Consider the following 23,969-nt stretch of genomic DNA (forward strand, 5'->3'; position numbering starts at 1 on the left):
GCTTTTTTCATGATTAGAATGACGGATCGGCTGGCGTATTGGTGTTATTATCCCGCTCCGGAAACGGATAAGGGAAGAAATTACGTTTACGATCAGTTAATGGCTGGCCAAAGCGCCTCATATCTTCGAGTTTTAAACCCGACATAAACAGCTCGATACAACGGTGCTTATAAATGAGATTTAAAAGATCTTGCTGGCTATAAGGGCCAATTAAAGGAAGTAATCCGGCACCAACCCCAAAAGGATCCTGAGCTGGTGTTTTGGTAACCACTTTGTTTAGCTCTGCCAATGCGCTGATTAAATTGGGTGTAGCCTGACGGGCATAAGCCTCTGCTTTAATCAATGTTATTTCTCCCGGCAGATATATCGGGAACTGTGTAAAAGTACCCGCACCAAAACCGTTAATACGTACAGTTGTATTCACTACTGTGTAAAACGGAATCCTGCCGTCGCCCGCATCAGGAGTGTTCGCCCCGGTTTGACCCAGGTTCAAATTTTTGGGCTGAATAACATTATTGGTAGAAGTGGCAACCTCAAAAATCGGATTCAGATTTAAGGCATCGTATGTGAATGTTGATTTTTTAGTTAAATCAACGGTGTTTGCAGCCGTTAAGGCTAATGCATAGTTCCCAGCAAATAAAGCATAGCGGGCTTTAAGCGCAGCCAAAGTATTGGGAATATCTACTCCTGACGGGATATTACCTAAAAAAGATGTACTTATGGAGTTTGCCGCAATTACAGCCAGGGCATTATCAATGGTTGCTATTGCTTTATTGTAGCCATCAACGCGGTTAATAAAGGTAACATTCTGACCCGTTCCGGCTGGAACACTTTCCCAGTATTCGGATAAATTACCCAGCGCCAATGCTTTGAAAATACTTGCGTAAGCGATTAAACCCGCAGCATAATTTTTATCAGCAAGATTGGCTGCATTATTAATCACATTATCTGCGTCATAAATAATTTTATTGGCTCCGGCCCAAACATTTAGCAATACCGAATTTGTACCATCTACCTGTACACCTCCCGCCGCCAATCTTTCTTCATTGGTATTACCTGTGTTAATGGATATCAATTCGTTTGTAGTTAAGCCATTTAAAGTAATAGACGCGTACAAAACTCCTGCCCGTGTAGTCGAATAGTTTTTCTGTAAACCTACCGTAACACCCGTTAAACCCTTCGCAGAAGTTAATACATCACCGGCTGTTGCCGCATTAGGATTTAAGTACTCCTTTTTACAAGCGCTCATAAAAGCCACTATTGTAAGCAGAAATGCATAACCTATATATCTTGATTTTAAATTTTTCATAACAATAGTTTTAAATTAGAATCTTGCCTGTAAACCAAAAGAGAAAGTACGTGGAATGGGCACCGAACCGAAATCGATATTTCTCAAAATTGTCGATTGACCACCAGAATTCAACTCAGGATCGTAGCCCTTATAATTATCCCATGAAAACAGGTTCCTTGCACTAACATTAAGGGTTAAGCTTTTAATAAATTTAACCTGCCCCACATTATAGCTCAAAGAAATCTCTCTCAATTTCACAAAAGATCCATCGTCTATACGCCATTCTTCAACATTGTACACGCCAGCTACATAACCTCTGGGCAATTGGCCCAGTTGCTCTGCTTCGGCAACTTTTCCGTTACCCACTCCCTGACGTGTCCGCCAATCAGCATTCCAGACATCACCTCCCTGAACAGCATCCAGCTGAATGTGTAAGCTTAATTTTTTGTATGTAAAATCGTTAACGAAAGACCCGGTATAATCTGGATTTGGATCGCCAATTACCTTACGGAGTACTGTTCCTGTTGGCTGACCGCCGGCTCTTAACTCTTCGTAAGTTGTAGCTGATGTTTGGTTGCCTCGCTCTGTTTGTGGAATGCCCTGCGCATTTAACAATAAGCTTCCATCGGCATTACGTGCAAAAAATGTTCCGTAGAATACTCCTACAGGATAACCATCGGTAATGGAAACCGGAGCGCCTGCATTTGTTGAAAGCAACCTTTGTGCGCCTGACCCCACTATTTTATTTCTGTTTCTATTGTAAATCAGCGTCGATGTCCAGGTAAAGTCTTTTGTTTTAACGGGTACGCCTGTAAGCATTAATTCGATACCTTTATTTTTTAAAGTTCCGCTGATATTGTCTAGTAAGCTCGAAAAACCAGTTGTTGGTGCAATAACAACCGGCAATAATAAATCAGTTACATTTTTATTATAGTAACTAAAAGTTAAACCCAGGCGATTGTTAAAAAAGGACATATCTGTACCAATCTCAAGCTCTTTCTGGCGCTCTGGTTTTACGCTGGTATTAGCCAGTGTTGTTAACGAAGTTAAAGATGTTTTGCTGTTTAGCGCACTTGGCGAGTAAACGTTGAAACGATCGTATGCTCCAATTCCTGTTAAATTTCCTGACTGTCCGTAAGCGGCCCTTAATTTAAACGCATTCCACCATGATGACAGACCAGAGTCTTTCCAATAATCGGCAGATGATAATACGTAACTCACGTTGGCTTTTGGATAAAACTGCGTTCTATTGTCTTCTCCAAACACAGTAGATTGGTCTACCCTGATTGCTCCGGTAACAAACAAATGGTCTTTATATTTAAAGTTTTGTTGTAAATAAGCACCACTGATTGAGAATTCTGAGCGGCTATCAACATTGGGCAAAACCGTACTTGCTCCATTTACCACCTGAACAAAAGGCGCTAATCCACGTCCGTTTAACAAGCTGTAAAGGTCTTTCTGATATTGATAAGAGCCGCCAAGTTGAGTGGTAGAGCTAAACAAATCAGAAATCTTTGCATCATAGGTAAAATTTAACTCGTTATTAAACAGCGTAGTAGTTGCATTTGCCGCACTTGCATAGCCATTTAAAGAGGGATCTAAAGTTGGTCCGCCACCATAAAAACCTGTACTTACGTTGTAAGCAAAGGGAGGAATATAGGTTGTTCCGTTTTGGATTGAATTATCAACCCCCATGGTATAATCAATAGTTAAATTTTTAACTGGGGTAAGTTTTAATCCCGCATTGGCGATAATACGATTGGTAAACTCGCGTTGCTTGATATCTTCAAGAACAGAAACCGGATTAACACGGCCACGTTCTCCAACGGCTTTTAAATTGCCCAATGCATCACGGGTAAATAAATCATGAAAGTTACCAATAATCGTAACCGAATTCATAGGCGAGAAAAAAGAATTCCCATCTGGTTTTTCGTTAGCATCGCTGTGGATGTAATTAAACCCTGCGGTCATTTTGGCCCATTTATTAATGGTCTGATCCAGATTTGCCCTAAAATTCATTCTCCTGAAATTGGTATTTTTAATAATCCCCTGATTATCAAAATATCCTGCAGAAGTATAAAATTTGGTATTGTCATTTCCTCCTGAAACAGACACGGAGTTATCGGTACCTACTCCGGTTCTAAAAATGTAATCCTGATAATTATATCTGGTTACCGGAGTGGTATTGGTTAAAGTTGGGGTTAATACATCCTGAGTTTGCGCCGTGGGCCCATCAGTTGGTCCTCCAAATTTAGTAGGCGATTGATTTACTTCAATTTGTTTACGCAATTCGCTGATGGTTAAACTGGTACTGAAACTCACCTGCGGAGCGCCGGTTTTGCCTCTCTTGGTGAAAATCTGGATAACGCCTGCATTCGCTCTTGATCCATAAATTGCAGCCGCTGCGGCGCCATTAAGTACCTCAATACGATCAATATCTGCAGGGCTAATATCAACCATCCGGTTCTGACCAATGCTACCAATAAAGTTTCCACCATCATAATTTGCAGAAGTATTGGTTACCCTTGTGGTAGAATTGTTTACAATTACCCCATCGATAATGTAAAGGGGTTCTGACGATGAATTAACAGAACTCACCCCTCTCAAACGAACCGAGATCCCTCCTGCCGGATCGCCCGAGTTTTGGCTAATCTGCGCTCCGGGTGTTTTACCCTGTAAAGATGCCAGGGCATTTCCGCTGGGTGCTTTGTTTAAATCGTCGCCTTTTACTGTACTTACATAACTACCCAACTGTTTACGGGTGGTTCCCTGCGAGGTACCGGTAACAATAACTTCATCAAGGCCAACCGCATCTCCTCCCAGTTTCGCGCTGAGCTGCACTTTATCATTATCTCCTAAATCAACAGATTGCTGGCTGCTTTTATAGCCTACGAAAGAAAACTGAAGCTGGTATTTTCCGGGGTTTAAATTAACCGAGAAGGAGTAAGCTCCGCTTGCATCGGTACTCGTGGCCAAATTGGTGTTGAGTATTTTAACAACTGCCCCCGGAATAGGATCGTTGTTAGCTGCATCGGTAACCTTGCCGCTAATGGTGTACCGTTTGCTTTGTGCTTGTGCCATTCCTGTAAACAAGAGCAACAGAAACGGGATCATCAAAATTACGAAGAGCTTTGACAACCATTTTAGGTAACTTTTTTCCATAAAATTTGGTTTTGGGTTAGAAAGATTAGTTTAAAACAAATTAAACAAAATACTGCACAAACCAAACTTTTCAGCTACACAAACTAATTCACAATCAACCGGCAATGTAAATTTAGCTAGGCCGGCAAACTGATTTTGCCCATACAAACCGCCGGCACCCCTTGCCTGTTCCCAAAATCTATGGGTCTACCACAAAGGGTTTCGTTAGCCAAAACAGCAAATAAAACAGCTTCTTTAGCATCGGGATTAATATTCAAATCATCAGTTGTTAAGAAATTACAAAAAGGCAGTTCGTTACGAAGCAGCTTTACCAGTAAAGGGTTGTGCATGCCGCCGCCGCTCATGTAAACCATTGCTTTTGCCTCCTGACCAAAACACCTTCTGATGGCATCGGCTATGGTGCGTGCCGAAAAGTGACATAATGTGGCCATTACGTCTTCTTTCAGTATGTTAGCGGTGTTAGATTTTTGTTGCGCCAGGCTGAGGTATTCGAGATTAAAAAGTTCCGGACCAGTTGTTTTCGGAAAATCTAATTCAAAGAAACTACAATCCAATAATGCATGCAAAAGCTTTTCATTTAATTGACCGGAAAGGCCAACCGCTGCATGTTTATCATAAAACCGGTTAAAGTATTTTTGCATGTACTGATCCATCAGCGTATTACCCGGGCCAACATCTGTAGAAAAAACTGCACTGGCATCGGTACTTCCTGGCAGGTAGGTAAAATTTGCGATCCCCCCAATATTTAGCATTACACGGTCTTCACCCGCTTTTGAAAAGATCAGGTAATCGCCATAAACCGCTAATGGGGCACCTTCGCCACCAGCAGCCAAATGTTTCTGCCTGAAATCCGAAAGTGTAATGATTCCGGTTTTAAGCGCTATATGATCGCCATCACCTATTTGCAAGGTTCCGTTCGGATAATCATCTAGCTGATGCAAAGATTTTGGGGCATGAAAAATAGTTTGTCCGTGGCTGGCAATAAAGTCGATGCTTTCATTATCATATCCCCACTCTTGCAGGGCCTCGTTAATTAATTGGGCATGTGTATTGGCAATGTGCTCATTCATGAGGCACACCAATTGCAAATCGACTTCCTTTTTCGAGAAAACAGCTTTAATCTTAGCCCTGAAATCATCGGTATAATCGCCGGTTTTAAAAGCCAGTACTTTTATATCGGTATCCGCCCCGCTATGTTTAACTAAGCAGAGTGCTATATCGAGCCCATCCATAGAGGTGCCACTCATTAGCCCGATTATTAAGCGTTCGGTTTTACCTGCATTATCGTACAACTTTTGGATCTGTGTGTTCATACTAGTTTTTAATAAAAACGAACAAACGTTTGTCTGCACCGTTAACTCAATTTTATAGAAATACTTGCAATAAAAGTAAATATCCTGTGTTAAAAATTGTGCACAACTCGCTATATTTACTGCTCCGTACATTAAAATCCATATAAAAAAAATGGCTAGATTAAATTTACTGGAGGAGACACGTTTCGAGAAACTACCCGTAAGCGTGTTCGAAAATCCAAAAATTGCTTCCATTAATGTAGCAAACCGCATCGCGGAGCTCATTAAATCAAAACAAGCAAACAACGCACCTGCAGTACTGGGCTTAGCAACAGGTGTTACTCCAATTGCAGTATATGCCGAACTGGTTAGACTGCACAAAGAAGAAGGTTTAAGTTTCAAAAACGTAATTACGTTCAACCTGGATGAGTATTATCCGATGGCGCCAACTGCGGCACAGAGTTACGTTACTTTCATGAACGAGAACCTTTTCGATCACATCGACATCGATAAAAAGAATGTTCACATTCCTGACGGAACACTTGCGTTGGAAGACATTCCGGCGTTTTGTTTAGACTACGAAAAGAAAATTGGTGATTTAGGTGGTCTTGATATCCAGATTCTGGGTATTGGCCGTACCGGTCACATCGGTTTTAACGAGCCGGGCTCTGCGCCAAACTCAGGCACACGTTTAGTTACACTTGATGACCTTACCCGCCGTGATGCTGCACGCGATTTCGGAGGTAAAAGTTTTGTACCGACCAAAGCCATTACCATGGGTATTGGCACCATTTTCAAAGCAAGAGAAATCATATTAATGGCCTGGAGCCGTAAAAAAGCTTCAATCATTAAAAAAGCTGTAGAAGGAGAAATTTCTGGCGAAGTACCAGCTACTTTCCTTCAGTTATCAGATCATGTTGAATTTATACTTGATGCTCCTGCAGCTTCAGATTTAACCCGTTTTGATACCCCATGGCTGGTAAAAGATTGTATCTGGACTGATAGTTTAATCCGTAAAGCAGTAATCTGGTTGGCAAATACCTTAAACAAACCAATCTTAAAATTAACTGAAGACGATTACAACAACAATGGTATGGCACAACTGGCTACCGAAAAAGGACCAGTGTACAATATCAACATCCATATTTTCAATAAATTACAACACACCATTACAGGCTGGCCGGGTGGTAAACCCAATGCCGACGATTCTCAACGTCCGGAAAGGGCTGAACCAGCTAAGAAAAGGGTTATTATCTTTTCGCCACACCCTGATGATGATGTGATTTCGATGGGCGGTACTTTTATCCGTTTGGTAGATCAGAAACACGATGTGCATGTGGCTTATCAAACTTCTGGTAACACTGCCGTTTGGGATGATGATGCACTTCGCTTTGTAGAATTCAATGTAGATTTTACAGAGAAAATGGGCATGGATAATTCGCACTTAAAGGAACTTTATAACAACATGAGAACCTTTATTGAGCAGAAAAAACCTAATCAGGTAGATACGCCTGAAATCCAAACTGTTAAAGGTTTAATCAGAAAAGGAGAAGCTATTGCCGGAGCAAGATATTGCGGCTTAGAAGACGATCACATTCACTTTCAGGCGCTTCCTTTCTACGAAAGCGGTAAAGTACAGAAAAACCCGGTAACCGATGCTGACATCGAATTAACCATGGAGCTGTTGCAGAAAGTTAAGCCTCACCAGGTTTATGCTGCCGGCGATTTCGAGGATCCACATGGCACGCACATTGTTTGTTTCAACATTATTCTTGCGGCATTAAAGCGCCTGCGTAAAACGGAGGCTTGGGCACAGGACTGCTGGTTATGGATGTACCGTGGTGCATGGCACGAGTTCGAAACACACGAAATCGAAATGGCTGTTCCAATTTCTCCGCAGGAGCTTGAACGCAAAAAATATGCTATTTTCAAGCACCAGAGCCAAAAAGACAGAGCTGTTTTCCCTGGCGATGACTCGAGAGAATTCTGGCAACGTGCCGAAGACCGTAACCGCGAAACAGCTAAGGCTTACGATGATTTAGGTCTTGCAGAATACGAAGCGATGGAAGCTTTTGTACGCTGGAAATTTGAAGATTAGTTTTAGTATAATCGATATCAATCCTGCTTTGTTAGTTCAAAGCAGGATTTTTTTTCCTCCGAAGTCTGAAGAGGTAGGGCATTGAAAGACTTCGGAGGTTTTAACATAAAAAAATATTTTTATCTTTCAGTAGAATTAGCTATCCCTAAACGATTATTCAAATTATTAGAATATGAAAATAGAGGAAGGTTGTTGCTACCACGTTTACAACAGAGGAAACAATAAAGGCAAAATCTTTTTTGAAAACCGCAACTATTATTACTTTTTATTGCAGTTTAAGAAGTATGTTTTACCATCGACAGATGTTTTTGCTTACTGCCTCATGCCAAATCACTTCCATTTTTTCATCAGGGTAAATAATAAAACTGAATTTGAAAGGGGAATTAAGAATTTATTTATTTCTTATGTTAAAGCGATAAACCAAACCTATAATAGAGTTGGAAGTTTATTTCAAGGAAGATATAAAGTAAAAAAAGTTGACACAGAAGCTTATTATACGAGAATCGTAACCTATATCCATCAAAATCCGTCAGTTTCAAAACTGGTAAATAAGATGGAGGACTATAAATACTCTTCTTTTAGCGCTTACTTATCTAATGAGCCAACATCAATCAATAAAAACGAAGTGCTGGAATGGTTTGGCGGTTTAGCCGCATTTATAACCAATCATAAGACTGACGATAAATGAGCTACTTAGCGAACTGCTCAAGAAACTTACGAAGTTACCGCACACTGCCCCTGGCTAAACTTCGTAAGCAAGTTATTTCTCTTTATAAAAACAATACTCTAAATTAGTTAGCTGAACCAAACCAACTAACCATGACCGAAACTAAACCAAGATTGCTTTCACTCGATTTTTTTAGAGGATTAACGGTAGCCGCTATGATTTTAGTAAACAATCCGGGTAGTTGGGGGCATATTTATGCACCTTTAGAGCATGCCGAATGGAATGGATGCACGCCAACCGACCTGATCTTCCCGTTTTTCCTGTGGATTGTTGGGGTATCAATTGCCTTTGCGATGAGTAGTAGCAAAGCAAATCCGGCTACGCATCAAAAAACCATTGTTAAAGCCATTAAGAGGGGCATAACCCTATACCTGTTAGGGTTCTTTTTGGCTATTTTCGGAAAAATCATCAGTGCAATCACCACCGAAAGTACGCTTCTTGAAGCTTTTCAAACGGTTAGGCTATTAGGTGTTTTGCAAAGAATTGGCATTGTTTTTATCATCAGCAGTATCATTTTCCTAAAAGCTTCTGAAAAAACAATATTTAAAACATTAATTGTTATCCTGGCTGTTTACTGGGTTTTAATGACCTTTATACCCGTGCCCGGCGTAGGCTATCCGAACCTGGAAAAAGAAACTAATCTGGCCGCCTGGATAGATAGGGGGATTTTAACTGAAGCGCACACCTGGGTTTCATCAAAAACATGGGATCCGGAAGGAATTCTAAGCACCTTACCAGCGGTTGGCACTTGCCTGTTTGGTATTCTTGTTGGCGTATGGATGCGCCGAAAAGATGTAGATAACGCCACAAAAGTAGCCTGGCTTTTTACAGCAGGTATAACGGCTGTTATACTTGGCCTGCTTTGGGATTTACAGTTCCCCATTAACAAAGCACTTTGGACAAGCTCTTATGTGCTTTATGCCGGGGGATTGGCTAGTATAGGCCTTGCGCTATGTTACTGGATTATCGATGTGCAGGGCTACAAGAAATTTACAACTCCGTTTGTGGTGTATGGTGTAAATGCCATTACAGTTTTCTTTTTGGCGGGCTTAATGCCCAGGGTATTAAACCTTGTACAGGTTACTAAACCCGACGGAACAAAAACCGGATTGCTGGTTCGGTTTTATGAAACTTGCTACACGCCGTTTTTTAGCCCGATAAATGCTTCATTGGTTTGGGCCATTACCTATGTTCTTGGTTTCTATGTATTATTATATTTCATGTACAAGAAGAACATTATTATTAAGGTTTAGTATTTTTATAACCTATTATTAAATCGACCTCCCATCAAAAATTTGAAAAAGAAAACCACCATATACGACATTGCAAAGGAGTTGAATGTTACGGTATCTACCGTTTCGAGGGCATTGAGTGGCTTTCCGGCCATAAGCGATACCACAAGAAAAGCAGTGGTTGATATGGCCAGGAAATTAAACTATAGCCCAAACAAGCTCGCATCGGCATTAAAATCGGGCAAAACACACATTATCGGGGTTATTGTTCCAAGTGTACAGGCTCATTTTTTTGCTTCCATTATCCATTGCATTGAAGATGGCTTAAAAGATAGCGGATACCGTGTAATTATCTATCAATCTAACGAATCAGTAGAAAATGAAATAAATGGTGTAAAAACTTTACTAGAAGCACAGGTTGATGGAATTATGGCTTCATTATCTTTAGAAACACAAGATGTAAGCCACTTTGCAGAAATTGTAAAACAAAATAAGCCCTTAATTTTATTCGATAGGGTAAATGCAGATTTAAAGGTACCCACCATTACCCTCGATGATTTTAGGGCGGGTTATATTGCTACACAACATTTAATTGATAGTGGCTACAGAAAAATAGCTTTTGTAACCACAGTACACCAGATCAAGATTTTTAACGATCGTTTGGAAGGTTACAAAGCAGCACTTGCAGACAATGGCCTGCCGTTAATAGAAGAGCATATTATTTTTGGAGGTTTGTCTATCAAAGATGGCCGTTTCGGGGCTGGTAAACTAATGCGCGGACGCAATAAACCCGACGCCATTATTGCCGGGGATGATTTTACAGCCGTTGGGGTTATTAAAAAGCTGAAAGAAATTGACGAAACTCCGCCTGAAATTGGGGTTATCGGTTTTGCCAACGAAGCTTTTTCAGCCTACATCACCCCTAATCTATCCACCATTGATCAGCATGCGCCACAAATTGGCAAAGCATGTGCTAAGATGTTTCTGAAAATGATTAACCAGCAAAATCCTTACTCCGGTATGGAACATATTGTGCTCGATCCCACTGTTGTAGAAAGAGAATCGACCAATAAAAAGGCTCTTTAGCCCTTATTCTTTCGCCAGCGGCACTTCTACACCAACAGGGCCGCTAGGCTCACTTTCATTTTTTAGGCGGTCTAAGGCGGTTACCAGATAGCTGTAGCGCTTGCCGCTTTCTACGCTTGTATCAATAAATGAAAGGTAATCTTCAAAACTTATTTTGACAATGTTTTTAGGATCAAGGACCGAAATTTTCTCGCCCTCGTTAAAGCGGTAAACTACAAAACCCGAAGCGGTTTCTCCGTCTTTGGCTTTCAGCGGGAGTTGCCATTTCAGGTGCACCCCATCTTTCATGGCATCGGCAGTTAAAGCCTGTGGTTCGTTTGGCGGTACTTCATCCAGCCATGGCATTTGTGGTGGCAAAGCAGGGTACTTATAAAAATCGTTTTTTAATGAATCTCCGACTGCTTTTGCTACCGTACTTAAAGATTTTGAACTAAAAAACACACTCCCTTGGATCCGGTTATTATCTCTCAGATACCTGATCTGGTTAGGAATTTCGCTCATGTTTCTCCAGGCAGCCTCTGCCCTTGAGTTTACCAGGTAAGCGCCCTGACCAATATAAACATGCCTGCCGTAAGTATTGTTGCTCCACCAATCAACCAAAACACCATAAGGCGCAACTCTTCTGGTAAACGTAAAATAAATTTGAGGGTTAATGTAATCTACCCAGCCCTCTTTTACCCATTTACGGCTATCTGCAAAAAGTTCGGCATAATTAGATAAACCACTGGTTGCAGAACCTTCAGGGTCTTCATTTTTATTTTTCCAGATTCCGAAGGGGCTGATGCCGAATTTAACCCACTTTTTATAGTGGTGAATACTATCATCAAGCTGTTTAATCAGCAAATCGACATTATTCCGTCTCCAGTCTTTAATATCAGAGAAATTGTTGGGGTATTTATAAAAAGTATTGCCATCGTTAATGGTTTGACCTTCTACCTTGTAGGGATAAAAATAATCATCGAAATGGATGCCATCGATATCGTAGCCTTTTACTACATCCAGAATTACCTGCACAATATATTCCCTAACTTCCGGAATACCCGGATCGAATTGTTTTTTGCCACCATAAGTAAAAAACCAATCGGGATGCTGGCGATAAGCATGGTTCTCGCTCAATACCGCAGTACTACTCATGCTGGCCCGGTAAGGGTTAAACCAGGCATGTAATTCCATTCCTCTGAAATGCGCTTCTTTAATGGCAAAAGCCAGGGGATCGTAACCAGCGGCTGGTGCCAGACCTTGTTTACCCATTAACCATTGGCTCCAGGGTTCTCTCGATTTGGCGTAAAAAGCATCCGCAGCCGGCCTTACCTGCAAAATAATGGCGTTCATGCCCTGACTTTTATGGCGTTCAAGAATACCGATAAGTTCCTGTTTTTGCTGATCGACAGTGAGACCGGGCTTGGAAGGCCAGTCTATATTGGTAACAGTTGCCACCCATACCCCTCTAAACTCCCTTTTTGGTGCAATTTTTGATAATGGTTGTGCATTTAATATATATGGTAATACAGTTAAGGATAAAAGTGCGTATAGGAAGTTTTTAAGCATTATTTCTATCTTATTTTTTTATTCAGGTTGTGTGTTTGTGTTGATTTGAGTACAAATGAACATTAGCAAGTAAACGATTTTTTTTAAAAACTCTTATAAGTTTATTAAAAATTTTAATTTGCGCCTCCTAAAAATTAATTGTGTACCCCCATTTACCTATGGAGAACAAAAGTATATTAATTTACAGAAGATACAGCGTTATTAAAAATGGAATCACAAAAAGTTAATAAAGGTGATAGGAACAAAATTTACTTTCTGGTAATTGTTATAGCGGCTTTAATTGGTACAAATGCTTATTTGTTTCTTAAAGACCGAAAGCAGAGCGAAAGGTTTGTTACCGTAAGTACGGAGAAGGACAAATTGCGGCTTGAGGTCGAAAAAATTGAAGTGGAGTTAGATAAGGTTAATGCGCTTAATTTAGATTTAAACGAAAAGCTGGTTGAAGAACAGAAAGACGCGCGCAAAAAAATCGATGCACTTAAACTGGCTCTGGAGAAAAATCAGATTACCCAGGTTGAGCTCGATAAGGCAAATGCGCAAATTAATGAGCTAAAAACCTTTGTTAAGAATTACAGCGATCAGATTATCCAGCTGCAAAAAGACAATATCTTTTTAAAGAACAGCCGCGATAGCCTGGAGAATACCTTAAGAAACATCAGCAACAAAGCGTCGAACCTCGAAAGTGAGAACAGCAACCTCAATGCAAAAGTTAAAACTGCTGCTGTGCTAAAGCTTCAATCGGCCGAAATTATTGCCTTCAGAACTAAATCGAGCGGAAAGAAAGTAGAAGTAACCAGATCGTCTACAGCCGAAAAATTAAGCGTACGCTTTACCATCATCCCAAACCAACTGGCCGAAAAAGGGCATCATAACATTTACCTCAGGGTGTTCGATCCGGCAGGAAACCTATTGGCTGATGAAGGCAACCACTTCGAAGCCGACGGACAGGACATGCAGTACAGCCACTCTATTTTTATCAATTACAATAACGATGATAGCACCTATGTTATCGACTGGGCAAACCCAAAGCCCTTTATAAAAGGTATTTATACCGTAATCTTATATGCTGATGGCAATACCATGGGGAAAGCCCAGGTAGAACTTCGGTAAAATCACATTAACGCTTCTTCCTCATACTTAGCTAAGCCAAAGGGAAATTCAGATAAAACGTAGTTCCAAGACCGCTTACCGAAGTAAATTTAACCGCACCACCTGCGTTTTCTACGGCCTGTTTAACAAAAGCCAGTCCTAAGCCTGTACCCGATGATTTTGTGGTAAAGTTGGGCACAAAGATCTTATCCTGTAAAGATGGAGGTATGCCCTTTCCGTTATCTTTAATTTCGATATAGGCGCTTTTCGCATCCATATAAACAACAATGGTTATACAGCACAAAGTATCTTCATCAATAGCTTCAATGGCATTTTTAAGCAGGTTATTAAACGTGCGGAGTAGCTGATCGTGATCGGCCATGATTTCAATCTCGCGGTCGCTTTTGTTTATCACATCGATGGTTACGTTCTCGGTGCTTTTAAACACTTCTCTGGCCTGTTCAATAATGGGTAGCAGCAACAGCCGTTCTAAGTTCGTATCGGGCATTTTGGCAAAATTAGAGAATTCTGAAGCGATTTTTGAAAGACTATCAATCTGTTCGATAAACGATTTGCTGAATTTATTAAACTTCAGTTCAAAGTTCGGATCTTTTTCCTTCCATGATTTTTCGAGTAGCTGCACCCCCAGTTTGAGCGGGGTTAACGGATTTTTAATTTCGTGTGCCACCTGTTTGGCCATTTCGCGCCAGGCACTTTCGCGCTCAGAGCGGGCCAGCTTAAGGGCACTATCCTCCAAAGCCGCAATCATGCTGTTGTATTCTTTAATTAACGATCCAATTTCATCATGGCGGCGCCAAACAATCGGCTCGTTACGCTGCCCTATTTTTGTTCTGCTGATACTTTCCTGAATAAAGGTTAAAGGGCTTGTAATCTGGTTGGCTAAAAAGATGGCCAGTACCCCGATAGCAACGAAAACGAGCGCGTAAATATTAATCAGGTTACTTACAAAAAGCGCTATTTTATCGCTGTACTCCTCTTCGTTCGAATAATTGGGCAAACCCAGGTAGGCTATGGTTTTGTTTTGTGCATTCCTTACCGGTGCATAAGCCGCTGCATAAGTTAAATTTCCTATTTTCTCGTCGAGATTGATAAACTCCGAACGGTGCAACCCATTTAAGGCAATATAAGCCAGTGGCCCAATTTTTCGTCCAATAATTTTATAACTGTACAGCTTCGGGTAGGTGGTCATGATCAGGTTACCACTCAGGTCATACAAATTCAGATCGGCATTGTTTATATCGGCGAAATTGTTAAAATCCGCAGCAGCATTTTCATCGTTCGAAATCATTCCATTGCTAAAAACCTGCTTTTCGAAATTCTGCTGCACTTTCCTGATCTTATCTTTCAATATGGCATCCTGTTGCCCCCGGTATTCTTTATCCATGTAGTAGTAGGTTACCCAGCCTACAATTACTAAAGTGGCCACTACCGAGAGCACAATCACCACCTGGATACGTGTTTTATATAAAATTTTATTGGCATTGATCATTAACGAGCGGTTAATACTAAACCAGCCAACTTTATCGTCATCGAGGTTTTTAATCAGCCATATTAAGCCGTAAAGCAGTAAAGAGAAGATAATAAACACCAGAAAAAAGAAAGATAATGCGGCTAACCGCTCTACATAATCTACCTTGGCTTTACTAATGATTACCATTTTACTCGCCGAAGGCTTATAAATGAGGTGGCTATAATGCAGGCTATCGTCACTGAGGGTAACAAAATCATCCTTTTTCCCTTTAAACACGCTGCCATCTAAAGGGAAAGTATAATTACCAGATTGGTTAAGCAGTTTATCATTGCTGTAAAAGGCAATAGAATAGCCCCTGAAATCTTCGTCTTTTGCCTGCTTTTGATCGCTCAAAAGATCAGGTAGCCTGTTATTGTAATTGTAAGGCTTGGACCGGAGCTCGATAATGAGGGTACCGAGTAAATTCCCATTATCAACTACCGAAATAATTCCAAAATAATCCTGATAGCCAAAAGTATTATTTACCTGATAGAAGAAGTTTGAACCATCAATCTTTACCGAACCCGCTTCAACCAGATTTTTATATTTATCAATTGGCGGACTATCGGCATTGCCCATTGCCGTACCCAACCTGTCGTACGGATAAATTTGCGAATCATAGCGACTTAAATAACCATCGAGATAATCTTTAAGGTGATTTTTAAGTACGGCGTAATTGGCGGTTTTATTTTGATTAAAATACCGGGCCAGAAAATCGTCTTTAGCTATATCATTACCCAGTGTGCCCAAGGCTAAAATGGCATTCAGATCTTCTGAAGATTGTATTTTCCGCGCCATCGGCTCGCGCAGGTTCCGCTCTTTAATGTCTTTAAAACGCGTGTATTTAATAGAGGTATTAAAAGCCAGGCAGAAAAAAACAATGGCAAACATGCCAATTGAAAAATTACTTTCCTTTAAATACACCGCTCTGGCTACGATAAACAAAACGAGGGCAAAAACGATGAAAAAAGCATTGAAATCAACAAACAACTTATAAATAAACACGCCTGTAAACCCGATCAGAAAAATAATAATCCTTTCTCTGTTGGTAACGTTTAACTGGCTGCTTACCGTTGCCGAAATTACGGTAATGAGATAAATCTGGAACCAGGCGAGGCACAAAATTACAATCCCCACCCAGCTGGTACCGCTAAGTTTTAAAATGTTTACAATATCGAAGTTAATGCGCGAATTAAAAATCAGCCCGAAAAAGATATCGTCGGTATCCCAAACAATCTTACCAATAAACACCATTAAGGCTGCATGAATAAACAAACCGACAAATTTATTTCGCTTAATCCATCCCGGAAACTGGTATTGTGCTTTGTGATTGTACATAAACAAAAGCAACCAGGTAATGGCGATTACGTTGAGTAAAAAATCACCAAGTGAGGGCATTAAAAAGCTATCGGCATAAATTTTAGGATCAAAAAGACCCAATGTAAAGCGGTGGTTAAACCAGCCGAAATATAGATCAGTTAAGCGAAAGGCCAGAAAGAAAAACAGCAATAAAAAAGTACCCCAGGCAATATGTCCGCGCCTTGCAATAAACGAGCATAGCGAATTAAAAAACATGCAGATACACAGCATTCCAGCCACAAAAAGCCAAAGCTGAATGCCTGAGTAATAGGTATCGGCATAGCCGGGTTTAACTTTTAGGCCGAATAGAAATTTATTATCGAGGCTTTTTATCGTGTAAACATCTTTATCGGTAAAAGAAGCAAAGGTTAAAATCCTGGTTTTGGATAACAGCGGGTCTATATCGTTTTTAAAATACTGCGTTTCTTTAAAAGGATACTGAGATTGAATGGAGATGAGAAAAATAAAACTAAAATTACCCTGTACACTCTTAATCACTTCGTACCATCCGTTTGAAAAGAACAGCACCGAACTTCCTTCTTTTATAGCAGTGGGATCTATTTCTGAAACTTTATAGGTGCTCCAGAATTTAAGCTCATTATTTTGATAGGTAAATAAATTAATGCCATTTTGCTTGCGATAGGTTTCGATAAAATTGGTGGCATCCTGCGGATTTAGATGAAATTGTTTGGCTTTGGCAACCTCTTTCTTATTGGCTAAGAAACTTTCAACAGATCTTTCTTTAGCTAAGAGGTTTTGCTGAATCTCGTTGGCATCATGATCAAGCAATTCGCTTTTGGTCGTAAAACGGCTTAAAGAAATGGAAGTTGCAATGAGACAACAGCCCAAAACAAGCAATAGAAATCTTATTTTTACACCAAAGCTTAGTTTCATCTACGGATAAAGATATTTAAATATTGGTAAAAAACAACGCCATAAACTTTGGTTTATGGCGTTGGTACTTATATTTTAAGGAAATAAAAATTAAGCGATTACAGCACTACTGGTTTGTACTTCACGACTTACTTTTTTAACCAATCCCTGCAATACATTGCCCGGACCAACCTCAACAAATTCGGTTGCACCATCGGCAAGCATATTGCCTACCGTCTGTGTCCAACGTACAGCACCGGTTAATTGTTTAATTAAATTGGCTTTTATTTCTGCAGGGTCGGTGTAAGGCTTTGCATCAACATTTTGGTAAACCGGACAAACTGGTGCAGCAATGTTTGTTGCTTCTATAGCTGCCTGTAATTCAATTTTTGCCGGCTCCATTAACGGCGAGTGGAAAGCACCACCTACATTTAATTTCAATGCCCTTTTTGCTCCGGCCTCCGTTAATTTGGCACATGCCAGATCAATACCTTCAATACTACCAGAAATTACCAGCTGCCCCGGGCAGTTGTAATTGGCCGGCACTACAACGGCATCAATATCTGCACAAATTTGTTCTACAACCTCATCAGCCAAACCTAAAATAGCAGCCATGGTTGATGGTTGTGCCTCGCAGGCTTTCTGCATGGCGTTTGCACGTGCAATAACCAATTTCAAACCATCTTCAAAGCTTAATGCATTTGCTGCTACTAAAGCCGAAAATTCGCCTAAAGAGTGCCCTGCAACCATATCAGGTTTGAAACCGGCACCTAAAACTTTGGCTAAAATAACCGAATGCAAAAAGATTGCCGGCTGCGTTACCTTAGTTTGTTTCAATTCTTCATCAGTTCCGCTAAACATGATATCGCTTATGCGGAAACCAATAATTTCGTTAGCTTTTTCAAATAATGCTGCAGCTTCCGGGTTTTCGTAAAGGTCTTTACCCATGCCTACAAACTGTGCGCCCTGTCCGGGAAAAATATATGCTTTCATACCCCTTAATCCCCTAAAGGGGAAATTAAATATTTAGTTAAAATTATTACTGTTAAATCCTGCCCCCTCAAGGGGGAAGGGGGTTAATCTAAACTCGCGGTAATTAACCTTAAAAACTCTGCTCTTGTTTTATCGTTACTTAAAAAGGTACCGGTAAAGGCCGAGGTTGTAGTTACCGAATTCTGTTTTTGTACACCACGCATGGCCATACATAAGTGCCTGCACTCCATTACTACTGCGACGCCCATCGGGTTTAAGGTATTTTGGATACAATCCCTGATTTCGTTGGTTAAACGCTCCTGTACCTGTAAACGACGCGCAAAAGCATCAACCACACGCGGAATTTTGCTTAAACCCACAATATGTCCGTTCGGGATATAGGCAATATGGGCCTTACCAAAAAACGGCAACATGTGGTGTTCGCACATCGAATATACTTCAATATCTTTAACTACAACCATTTGGCTATAGTCTTCTTCAAACATAGCCGATTTTAAAATTTCATCAGGTTTTAAATCGTAACCATGTGTTAAATATTGTAATGCTTTGGCCACACGCTCAGGGGTTTTTAATAAACCTTCGCGCTCCGGGTTTTCTCCCAATTGCCCTAAAATATCTTTGTAGTGTGTAGCTACGGCTTCTATTTTATCATCGTTATAACGGTCTATTTTTACATACCCATCTATCGACTCGCCTTTTAATACGTCTTTATCGCTCATTAATGTAGGTTTTTAGCCAAAATATTCAACATAATTGTTTTCAGTTTCGTAGATTTTTACGCAATGTAAAATTGCACCACTTTCTGCAATTGGTGCCCACAACTGTTTCCAGATTTCGATAGCCAGATTTTCGGTCGAGGCCAGTTTGCCTTTCATAAAATCGACATCAAGGTTCAGGTTTTTATGATCTACCTTATCTACAACATAATTATTCATTACATCTTTTAACCATTTCAGGTCGACAAGGAAACCAGTTTCGGGGTTAACTTCGCCTTTAACGGTAACGTATAACCAATAGTTATGGCCGTGCCAGTTTGGATTGGCGCATTTGCCATAAACCTCACTATTTTTATCATCATCCCAATCGGTTCGGGCCAGCTTATGCGCTGCGTTAAATGATGCTTTTCTCGTTATGTAAATCATTACTATAAAATAAACCGCAAATATACAGATAAAGGTTTAAGCTTAAAGACTAAAGACCAAAGCTTACATAAAACTAAAACTTTAATGAAACAATCTGCTAACTTTACTTTATGAAAACTTTAGTTGTTGCAGCCACAAAGGCCGAACTTTCTTTCTTTTATCAACATTTCAACCTGCCGGAAGGCGATTTTGTGGAAAGCAAAAATTTTGATCTGCTGATTACCGGAGTAGGCATGGTAGCAACAGCCTTTGCTTTGGGCAGGCACCTCTCGCATAAATATAACCTGGTGGTAAATTTCGGTATTGCAGGCTCTTTTGACCGTAATATTGCCCTGGGTACGGTATTAAACATTACCGAAGATACCTTTGCCGAATTGGGCGCCGAGAATGGCGACGATTTTTTAACCATTACCGACCTGGGCTTCGGCGATAACCATTACACCGCTCGCAGCCAGCATAAAATAGATTTACCCCTGGCAAAAGGCATTACCATGAATTGTGTAACCGGAAGCGAAAAAAGCATTAAAAACCTGGTTAAAAGGCTAAACCCCACAACCGAAAGTATGGAAGGCGCAGCTGTTTTTTATGCCTGCAAACAGTTTCATATTGATTGCCTGCAAATAAGAAGTGTATCTAACTATGTAGAGCCCCGAAACAAAGACAACTGGAAAATAGGACTTTCTATTAAAAACCTGAACGACTGGGCCATTGCTTTTATTGGAGAAATGAACTGAGCATGACGGATTAATTTACCGCAGTAGTTAATTTTGAGCTATGAAACTTACCCTTGGCTTTTCGCCCTGCCCTAACGATACTTTTATTTTCGACGCATTAATTCACCATAAAATTGATACTGAAGGTTTAGAATTTGAGGTTTATTACGATGATGTTGAAACACTGAACCAGAAAGCACTGCGGGGCGAATTAAATATTACCAAATTAAGTTTTCATGCTTTTGCTTATGTAGCTAACCAATATGCCCTGCTCGATGCAGGTAGCGCCCTTGGCTTTGGTGTTGGACCGTTGTTGATCAGCAAGAATGATTTTGATAGCGAAGCCACCGAACTCCGGACTCCGAACTCCGGACTGAAAGTCGGTATACCGGGCAAATACACCACGGCAAATTTTCTGCTGGGTATTGCCTATCCTGAATTGCAGAACAAGCAGGAACTGGTATTTTCTGAAATCGAATCGGCTTTACTGGAAGAAAAGATTGATTTAGGCCTGATTATACACGAAAACCGGTTTACTTACCAGGATAAAGGCTTAAATAAAATTGTAGACCTTGGCGATTACTGGGAAAAACTAACCGGTTGTGCAATTCCTTTGGGTGGTATTGTAATTAACCGTAATCTCGACCGCGAGGTACAATTAAAAGTTAACCGCTTAATCAGGCAGTCGGTTGAATACGCCTTTGCGCATCCAAAATCGAGTATTGATTTTATTCGCCAGCATGCGCAGGCCATGGACGAAAGCGTAATGTACAAGCACATTGAACTTTACGTAAACAAATATAGTATTAACCTGGGCGAAGAAGGCCGTAAAGCGGTTGATACCTTATTTAAACTGGCTCAGGAAAGAGGTATTATTCCAGCCATTCAAGAAAACTTATATTTATAGGCTGGAAGATTGAAATGTTGGAAAGTTCGACCTGAACATTCCAACCTTACAACATTAAAACTGCATTTAATTAACGAGTAATTTATAGCCTTTTCCGTGCACATTGATAATTTCAACAGCCGGATCAGCGCGCAGGTATTTGCGCAGTTTACTTAAAAACACATCCATACTGCGGCCGTTAAAGTAGTTATCGTCGTGCCAGATGCTAAGTAAAGCTTCTTCGCGGGTTAATACGGTATTCTTTTTCAGGCATAACAAACGCAGCAACTCTGCCTCTTTGGTAGAAAGTTTCTGCTGAACATCGTTATTGGTAATAATCTGCGTGGTATAATCGAAATGATACTGGCCAATAGAAAACTGCGTTTCTGCGGATTCGTCGTTACTCTCAGCTTTATTAGCCACACGTTTAAACATGGCGTTTATGCGAAGCAAAAGCTCTTCAATGCGGAAAGGTTTGGTAATGTAATCATCTCCACCCAAATCGTAGGCCGCAGCTTTATCTTCGAGCATGGTTTTAGCCGTTGCAAAAATAATGGGTACGTGTGCATTTGCCTTTCTGATGTCTTTACCCAAAGTAAACCCATCCTTTTTAGGCATCATTACATCTAAAATGCACAAATCGAAGTTTTGCTTACCAAAAGCCCGCAACCCTTCTTCACCGTCAGTGCACAGTACTACATCAAATTTACCCTTTAGCTGTAAATAGTCCTGCAATAATAAACCTAAGTTTGGATCGTCCTCTACCAGAAGTATTTTCTTCATGTTCTTAATTTTATTCACATATGTAGCGTTACCTACACTGAAAGTTTGATTCGTAATCTGCATAACGGTTTAATTTATACGTAACTTTAAATTAATACGCTACTATATTAAGCAAATTAAACCTGTTAAATTTTAATGTATCGATAAAGCCAGCTTTTGTGCCGATGGTTAACAGCATTATAAAGGTAAAGATATTTCGAATGTAGTTCCTTTATCTTTTTCGCTACTTACTTTAACGGTTCCATTTAATTTTTTAATGATATCCTGAACGTAATTCAGTCCCAAACCAAAGCCCTTTACATCATGCAGGTTACCTGTAGGCACCCTGTAAAACTGATCGAAAATGCGCCTGGCCTGTTCTTTGGTCATCCCTATACCTTTATCTGCAATTTCGATAATTAAATGCTTACTGGTATTGCGGGTGGTAATGGTTATTTCAGGGATATCGGTGCTGTATTTATTGGCATTATCGATCAGGTTGTAAATTACGTTCGATAAATGCAGCTCATCGCCAAAAACAACAGCATTTTCGGCATTGGTATTTACGGTTATAACGGCATTTCTTTTCTGCAGCTGCAACTCCATACTATCCAGAACAATCATAATCAGATCGTTCATATCTACCTCGGCGTTCTCCATATTAAGCTCGCCTTTTTCTAACCTGGCAATACTTAACACCCTTTCAATATGGCTGCCCAACCGCACATTCTCATCGTATATGATGCCTGCCAATCTCTTAAGCCTTGCTTTATCTTCGGTTACCTCGGGGTCTTTTAAGGCCTCGCTGGCAATCATGATGGTAGCTACAGGCGTTTTAAACTCGTGGGTCATGTTGTTGATGAAATCGGTTTTCATCTCCGATATTTTCTTTTGTTTTAAAATCGCATATAGCGTATAAGAAAAAATAAAAACCAGCACCAGTAACAAACCTACCGAAGAAGCCAGCGTTGCGCTTAAGTTAGCAACAATTGCCGAGCTTTTATCGGGGAAACTGACAAAGAGCATTCCCGGATCGCGAAAAATATCATTGCCAAATAAGGGTATTTTGTAGGTATTACCGGGTAAAAACTCGCCTTTAACATTAGCTGCCATCATGAAGATGGTCGAATCTTTTTTGGCCAAAGAAACACGATAAGATGGCGCCAAAGTAATATTATTAGCCAAAAGTTCTGCCCGTAGTATGCTACCCAGCGAGTCGAAATTAATGCGCTTATAAATCGGAACATTGGTTTCCTGCAATTCTTTCGATACATCTTCTACCATGCTTAAGCGATTGTAAGAAAAGGTATCTTTTCCTAAAGCAGCAATTTTCAGTTCGAGCTTTTTCTTGGCGATCTCATCATCGCGCTTAAATTTCTTATCTAAATCCGTCGGGATTTTAGGTACATTGGCAAAGCCCGGGCTACCATCTCTCGGATCGAAAACCAGATACCTCAGGGTATCGGGTAAATTTTGCAGGCTTTTAAATTCAAATGTCTTTGGAGGAGCAGAAAAAGGCTTACTTCGCATACTGTAACCCTTTAATATCAGGCTTTTGATATCAATATAGGCATCCATCTGCAAATCCAGCTTATCGCCGTTTTTCGAGGTTAAAGAGGTGTATTCCCTTTCAGAAATTACATTTGGTGCCCGGTATGATACCCTGATGATACTATCCTGCTGGTTGAGGTAAGTTTCAATCTGATTTTCCCTTTCGGCCTGCCGCAATTCGGCTTCCTGCACATATTGCTGCCTCAAATCTTTAATATCCAGCGCACGTTGCCTCGAATCCTGAATTTGTTTCAGCTTATTTTCGGCATCTTTCCTATTTAGGTGATCGGCAACATTTCTGCGCTGAATTTTATTCACCACGGTAGAAAGCGTCTGGTTTACCTGTTCATCAAAAAGCTGTGACTTTAGCTTATACGACTCCCTGATGTAATACAACTGCATTACAAATACGCCGAGCAAAGCCACTGTCATTAAAACAGTAATTAACCAAAAACTTCTTTTCTTCATGAATAAGTTTCGTAACCGGGACTAAAAAAACCAGAAAAGGGCTGTTTAAACCCCAACAGTTTATCAAAAATACTGATAAACAGTGCTAAATGCTTGTTTTTAACATATTTTAACAGCGCTGAACATCGGAGACTTCCGAGGTTTCCCATGCCCAGGCCGGGTAAAA

The 23,969-nt window shown here is 40.4% G+C and carries 17 protein-coding genes; 7 read left to right on the forward strand and 10 right to left on the reverse strand.

Annotation, left to right across the window (positions count from 1 at the left end; translation table 11 throughout):
• Positions 1 to 13: 13 nt before the first annotated feature.
• The 3 genes from OC25_RS15400 to OC25_RS15410 all read right to left on the reverse strand — a co-directional run bounded on the left by OC25_RS15400 (position 14) and on the right by OC25_RS15410 (position 5,766).
• On the reverse strand, positions 14 to 1,309 hold the full coding sequence (locus OC25_RS15400; protein ID WP_039477728.1) for a RagB/SusD family nutrient uptake outer membrane protein: 1,296 nt from the start codon (positions 1,307 to 1,309) through the stop codon (positions 14 to 16).
• Positions 1,310 to 1,324: 15 nt separating this feature from the next.
• Positions 1,325 to 4,453 carry a SusC/RagA family TonB-linked outer membrane protein gene (locus OC25_RS15405; RefSeq protein ID WP_209435603.1) on the reverse strand — a complete coding sequence of 1,043 codons (3,129 nt, stop codon included), beginning with the start codon at positions 4,451 to 4,453 and terminating at the stop codon, positions 1,325 to 1,327.
• A 116-nt stretch (positions 4,454 to 4,569) separates the two neighbouring features.
• A complete protein-coding gene (locus tag OC25_RS15410) occupies positions 4,570 to 5,766 on the reverse strand; it encodes an anhydro-N-acetylmuramic acid kinase (RefSeq protein ID WP_039477730.1) in 1,197 nt (398 codons plus the stop codon).
• Between the two features lie 151 nt (positions 5,767 to 5,917).
• Between OC25_RS15410 and nagB the strand changes: the two genes are divergently transcribed.
• The 4 genes from nagB (at position 5,918) to OC25_RS15430 (ending at position 10,888) form a co-directional block, all read left to right on the forward strand.
• On the forward strand, positions 5,918 to 7,843 hold the full coding sequence (gene nagB / locus OC25_RS15415; protein ID WP_039477733.1) for a glucosamine-6-phosphate deaminase: 1,926 nt from the start codon (positions 5,918 to 5,920) through the stop codon (positions 7,841 to 7,843).
• A 172-nt stretch (positions 7,844 to 8,015) separates the two neighbouring features.
• Positions 8,016 to 8,531, forward strand: coding sequence for a transposase (locus OC25_RS15420; RefSeq protein WP_039477736.1), 516 nt, complete (start codon positions 8,016 to 8,018; stop codon positions 8,529 to 8,531).
• A gap of 131 nt (positions 8,532 to 8,662) precedes the next feature.
• A complete protein-coding gene (locus OC25_RS15425) occupies positions 8,663 to 9,823 on the forward strand; it encodes an acyltransferase family protein (RefSeq protein WP_039477737.1) in 1,161 nt (386 codons plus the stop codon).
• Between the two features lie 42 nt (positions 9,824 to 9,865).
• Positions 9,866 to 10,888, forward strand: coding sequence for a LacI family DNA-binding transcriptional regulator (locus OC25_RS15430; RefSeq protein WP_039477740.1), 1,023 nt, complete (start codon positions 9,866 to 9,868; stop codon positions 10,886 to 10,888).
• 3 nt (positions 10,889 to 10,891) lie between these two features.
• Here the strand turns inward: OC25_RS15430 and OC25_RS15435 are convergent, their stop codons facing one another.
• Positions 10,892 to 12,436: a glycoside hydrolase family 10-like protein gene (locus OC25_RS15435; RefSeq protein ID WP_039477741.1), complete on the reverse strand. Its 1,545-nt coding sequence runs from the start codon at positions 12,434 to 12,436 to the stop codon at positions 10,892 to 10,894.
• A gap of 207 nt (positions 12,437 to 12,643) precedes the next feature.
• Between OC25_RS15435 and OC25_RS15440 the strand changes: the two genes are divergently transcribed.
• Positions 12,644 to 13,546: a coiled-coil domain-containing protein gene (locus OC25_RS15440; protein ID WP_039477748.1), complete on the forward strand. Its 903-nt coding sequence runs from the start codon at positions 12,644 to 12,646 to the stop codon at positions 13,544 to 13,546.
• 31 nt (positions 13,547 to 13,577) lie between these two features.
• Here the strand turns inward: OC25_RS15440 and OC25_RS15445 are convergent, their stop codons facing one another.
• From OC25_RS15445 to OC25_RS15460, 4 genes are all read right to left on the reverse strand, one after another.
• Positions 13,578 to 17,309: a sensor histidine kinase gene (locus OC25_RS15445; RefSeq protein ID WP_039477751.1), complete on the reverse strand. Its 3,732-nt coding sequence runs from the start codon at positions 17,307 to 17,309 to the stop codon at positions 13,578 to 13,580.
• Positions 17,310 to 17,399: 90 nt separating this feature from the next.
• Positions 17,400 to 18,281, reverse strand: a complete 882-nt coding sequence (gene fabD, locus OC25_RS15450) for an ACP S-malonyltransferase (RefSeq protein ID WP_039477754.1) — start codon at positions 18,279 to 18,281, stop codon at positions 17,400 to 17,402.
• Positions 18,282 to 18,364: 83 nt separating this feature from the next.
• On the reverse strand, positions 18,365 to 19,000 hold the full coding sequence (gene folE / locus OC25_RS15455) for a GTP cyclohydrolase I FolE (protein WP_039477756.1): 636 nt from the start codon (positions 18,998 to 19,000) through the stop codon (positions 18,365 to 18,367).
• Positions 19,001 to 19,012: 12 nt separating this feature from the next.
• The gene (locus OC25_RS15460) at positions 19,013 to 19,423 is read right to left on the reverse strand and encodes a 6-pyruvoyl trahydropterin synthase family protein (protein ID WP_039477758.1); all 411 of its coding nucleotides are present in this window, start codon (positions 19,421 to 19,423) and stop codon (positions 19,013 to 19,015) included.
• A gap of 110 nt (positions 19,424 to 19,533) precedes the next feature.
• Here OC25_RS15460 and mqnB point away from each other — a divergent pair, with 110 nt between their 5' ends.
• Positions 19,534 to 20,157: a futalosine hydrolase gene (gene mqnB / locus OC25_RS15465; protein ID WP_039477761.1), complete on the forward strand. Its 624-nt coding sequence runs from the start codon at positions 19,534 to 19,536 to the stop codon at positions 20,155 to 20,157.
• A 40-nt stretch (positions 20,158 to 20,197) separates the two neighbouring features.
• A complete protein-coding gene (locus OC25_RS15470) occupies positions 20,198 to 21,043 on the forward strand; it encodes a menaquinone biosynthesis family protein (RefSeq protein ID WP_039477764.1) in 846 nt (281 codons plus the stop codon).
• Between the two features lie 66 nt (positions 21,044 to 21,109).
• Here the strand turns inward: OC25_RS15470 and OC25_RS15475 are convergent, their stop codons facing one another.
• Together OC25_RS15475 and OC25_RS15480 are read right to left on the reverse strand one after the other, a co-directional pair.
• Positions 21,110 to 21,805, reverse strand: a complete 696-nt coding sequence (locus tag OC25_RS15475; RefSeq protein ID WP_209435604.1) for a response regulator transcription factor — start codon at positions 21,803 to 21,805, stop codon at positions 21,110 to 21,112.
• A 177-nt stretch (positions 21,806 to 21,982) separates the two neighbouring features.
• The gene (locus OC25_RS15480) at positions 21,983 to 23,803 is read right to left on the reverse strand and encodes a sensor histidine kinase (RefSeq protein ID WP_039477767.1); all 1,821 of its coding nucleotides are present in this window, start codon (positions 23,801 to 23,803) and stop codon (positions 21,983 to 21,985) included.
• Positions 23,804 to 23,969 lie beyond the last annotated feature (166 nt).

Source organism: Pedobacter kyungheensis (assembly GCF_000812965.1).
GTDB lineage: Bacteria > Bacteroidota > Bacteroidia > Sphingobacteriales > Sphingobacteriaceae > Pedobacter > Pedobacter kyungheensis.

Excerpts from the sequence above, each read along its gene's own strand:
- OC25_RS15410 (WP_039477730.1), bottom strand. The coding sequence starts at position 5,766 with ATGAACACACAGATCCAAAAGTTGTACGATAATGCAGGTAAAACCGAA.
- folE (WP_039477756.1), bottom strand. The coding sequence starts at position 19,000 with ATGAGCGATAAAGACGTATTAAAAGGCGAGTCGATAGATGGGTATGTA.
- OC25_RS15435 (WP_039477741.1), bottom strand. The coding sequence starts at position 12,436 with ATGCTTAAAAACTTCCTATACGCACTTTTATCCTTAACTGTATTACCA.
- OC25_RS15470 (WP_039477764.1), top strand. The coding sequence starts at position 20,198 with ATGAAACTTACCCTTGGCTTTTCGCCCTGCCCTAACGATACTTTTATT.
- OC25_RS15420 (WP_039477736.1), top strand. The coding sequence starts at position 8,016 with ATGAAAATAGAGGAAGGTTGTTGCTACCACGTTTACAACAGAGGAAAC.
- OC25_RS15460 (WP_039477758.1), bottom strand. The coding sequence starts at position 19,423 with ATGATTTACATAACGAGAAAAGCATCATTTAACGCAGCGCATAAGCTG.
- OC25_RS15405 (WP_209435603.1), bottom strand. The coding sequence starts at position 4,453 with ATGGAAAAAAGTTACCTAAAATGGTTGTCAAAGCTCTTCGTAATTTTG.
- OC25_RS15400 (WP_039477728.1), bottom strand. The coding sequence starts at position 1,309 with ATGAAAAATTTAAAATCAAGATATATAGGTTATGCATTTCTGCTTACA.
- OC25_RS15480 (WP_039477767.1), bottom strand. The coding sequence starts at position 23,803 with ATGAAGAAAAGAAGTTTTTGGTTAATTACTGTTTTAATGACAGTGGCT.
- fabD (WP_039477754.1), bottom strand. The coding sequence starts at position 18,281 with ATGAAAGCATATATTTTTCCCGGACAGGGCGCACAGTTTGTAGGCATG.
- OC25_RS15445 (WP_039477751.1), bottom strand. The coding sequence starts at position 17,309 with ATGAAACTAAGCTTTGGTGTAAAAATAAGATTTCTATTGCTTGTTTTG.
- nagB (WP_039477733.1), top strand. The coding sequence starts at position 5,918 with ATGGCTAGATTAAATTTACTGGAGGAGACACGTTTCGAGAAACTACCC.
- OC25_RS15440 (WP_039477748.1), top strand. The coding sequence starts at position 12,644 with ATGGAATCACAAAAAGTTAATAAAGGTGATAGGAACAAAATTTACTTT.
- OC25_RS15475 (WP_209435604.1), bottom strand. The coding sequence starts at position 21,805 with ATGAAGAAAATACTTCTGGTAGAGGACGATCCAAACTTAGGTTTATTA.
- mqnB (WP_039477761.1), top strand. The coding sequence starts at position 19,534 with ATGAAAACTTTAGTTGTTGCAGCCACAAAGGCCGAACTTTCTTTCTTT.
- OC25_RS15425 (WP_039477737.1), top strand. The coding sequence starts at position 8,663 with ATGACCGAAACTAAACCAAGATTGCTTTCACTCGATTTTTTTAGAGGA.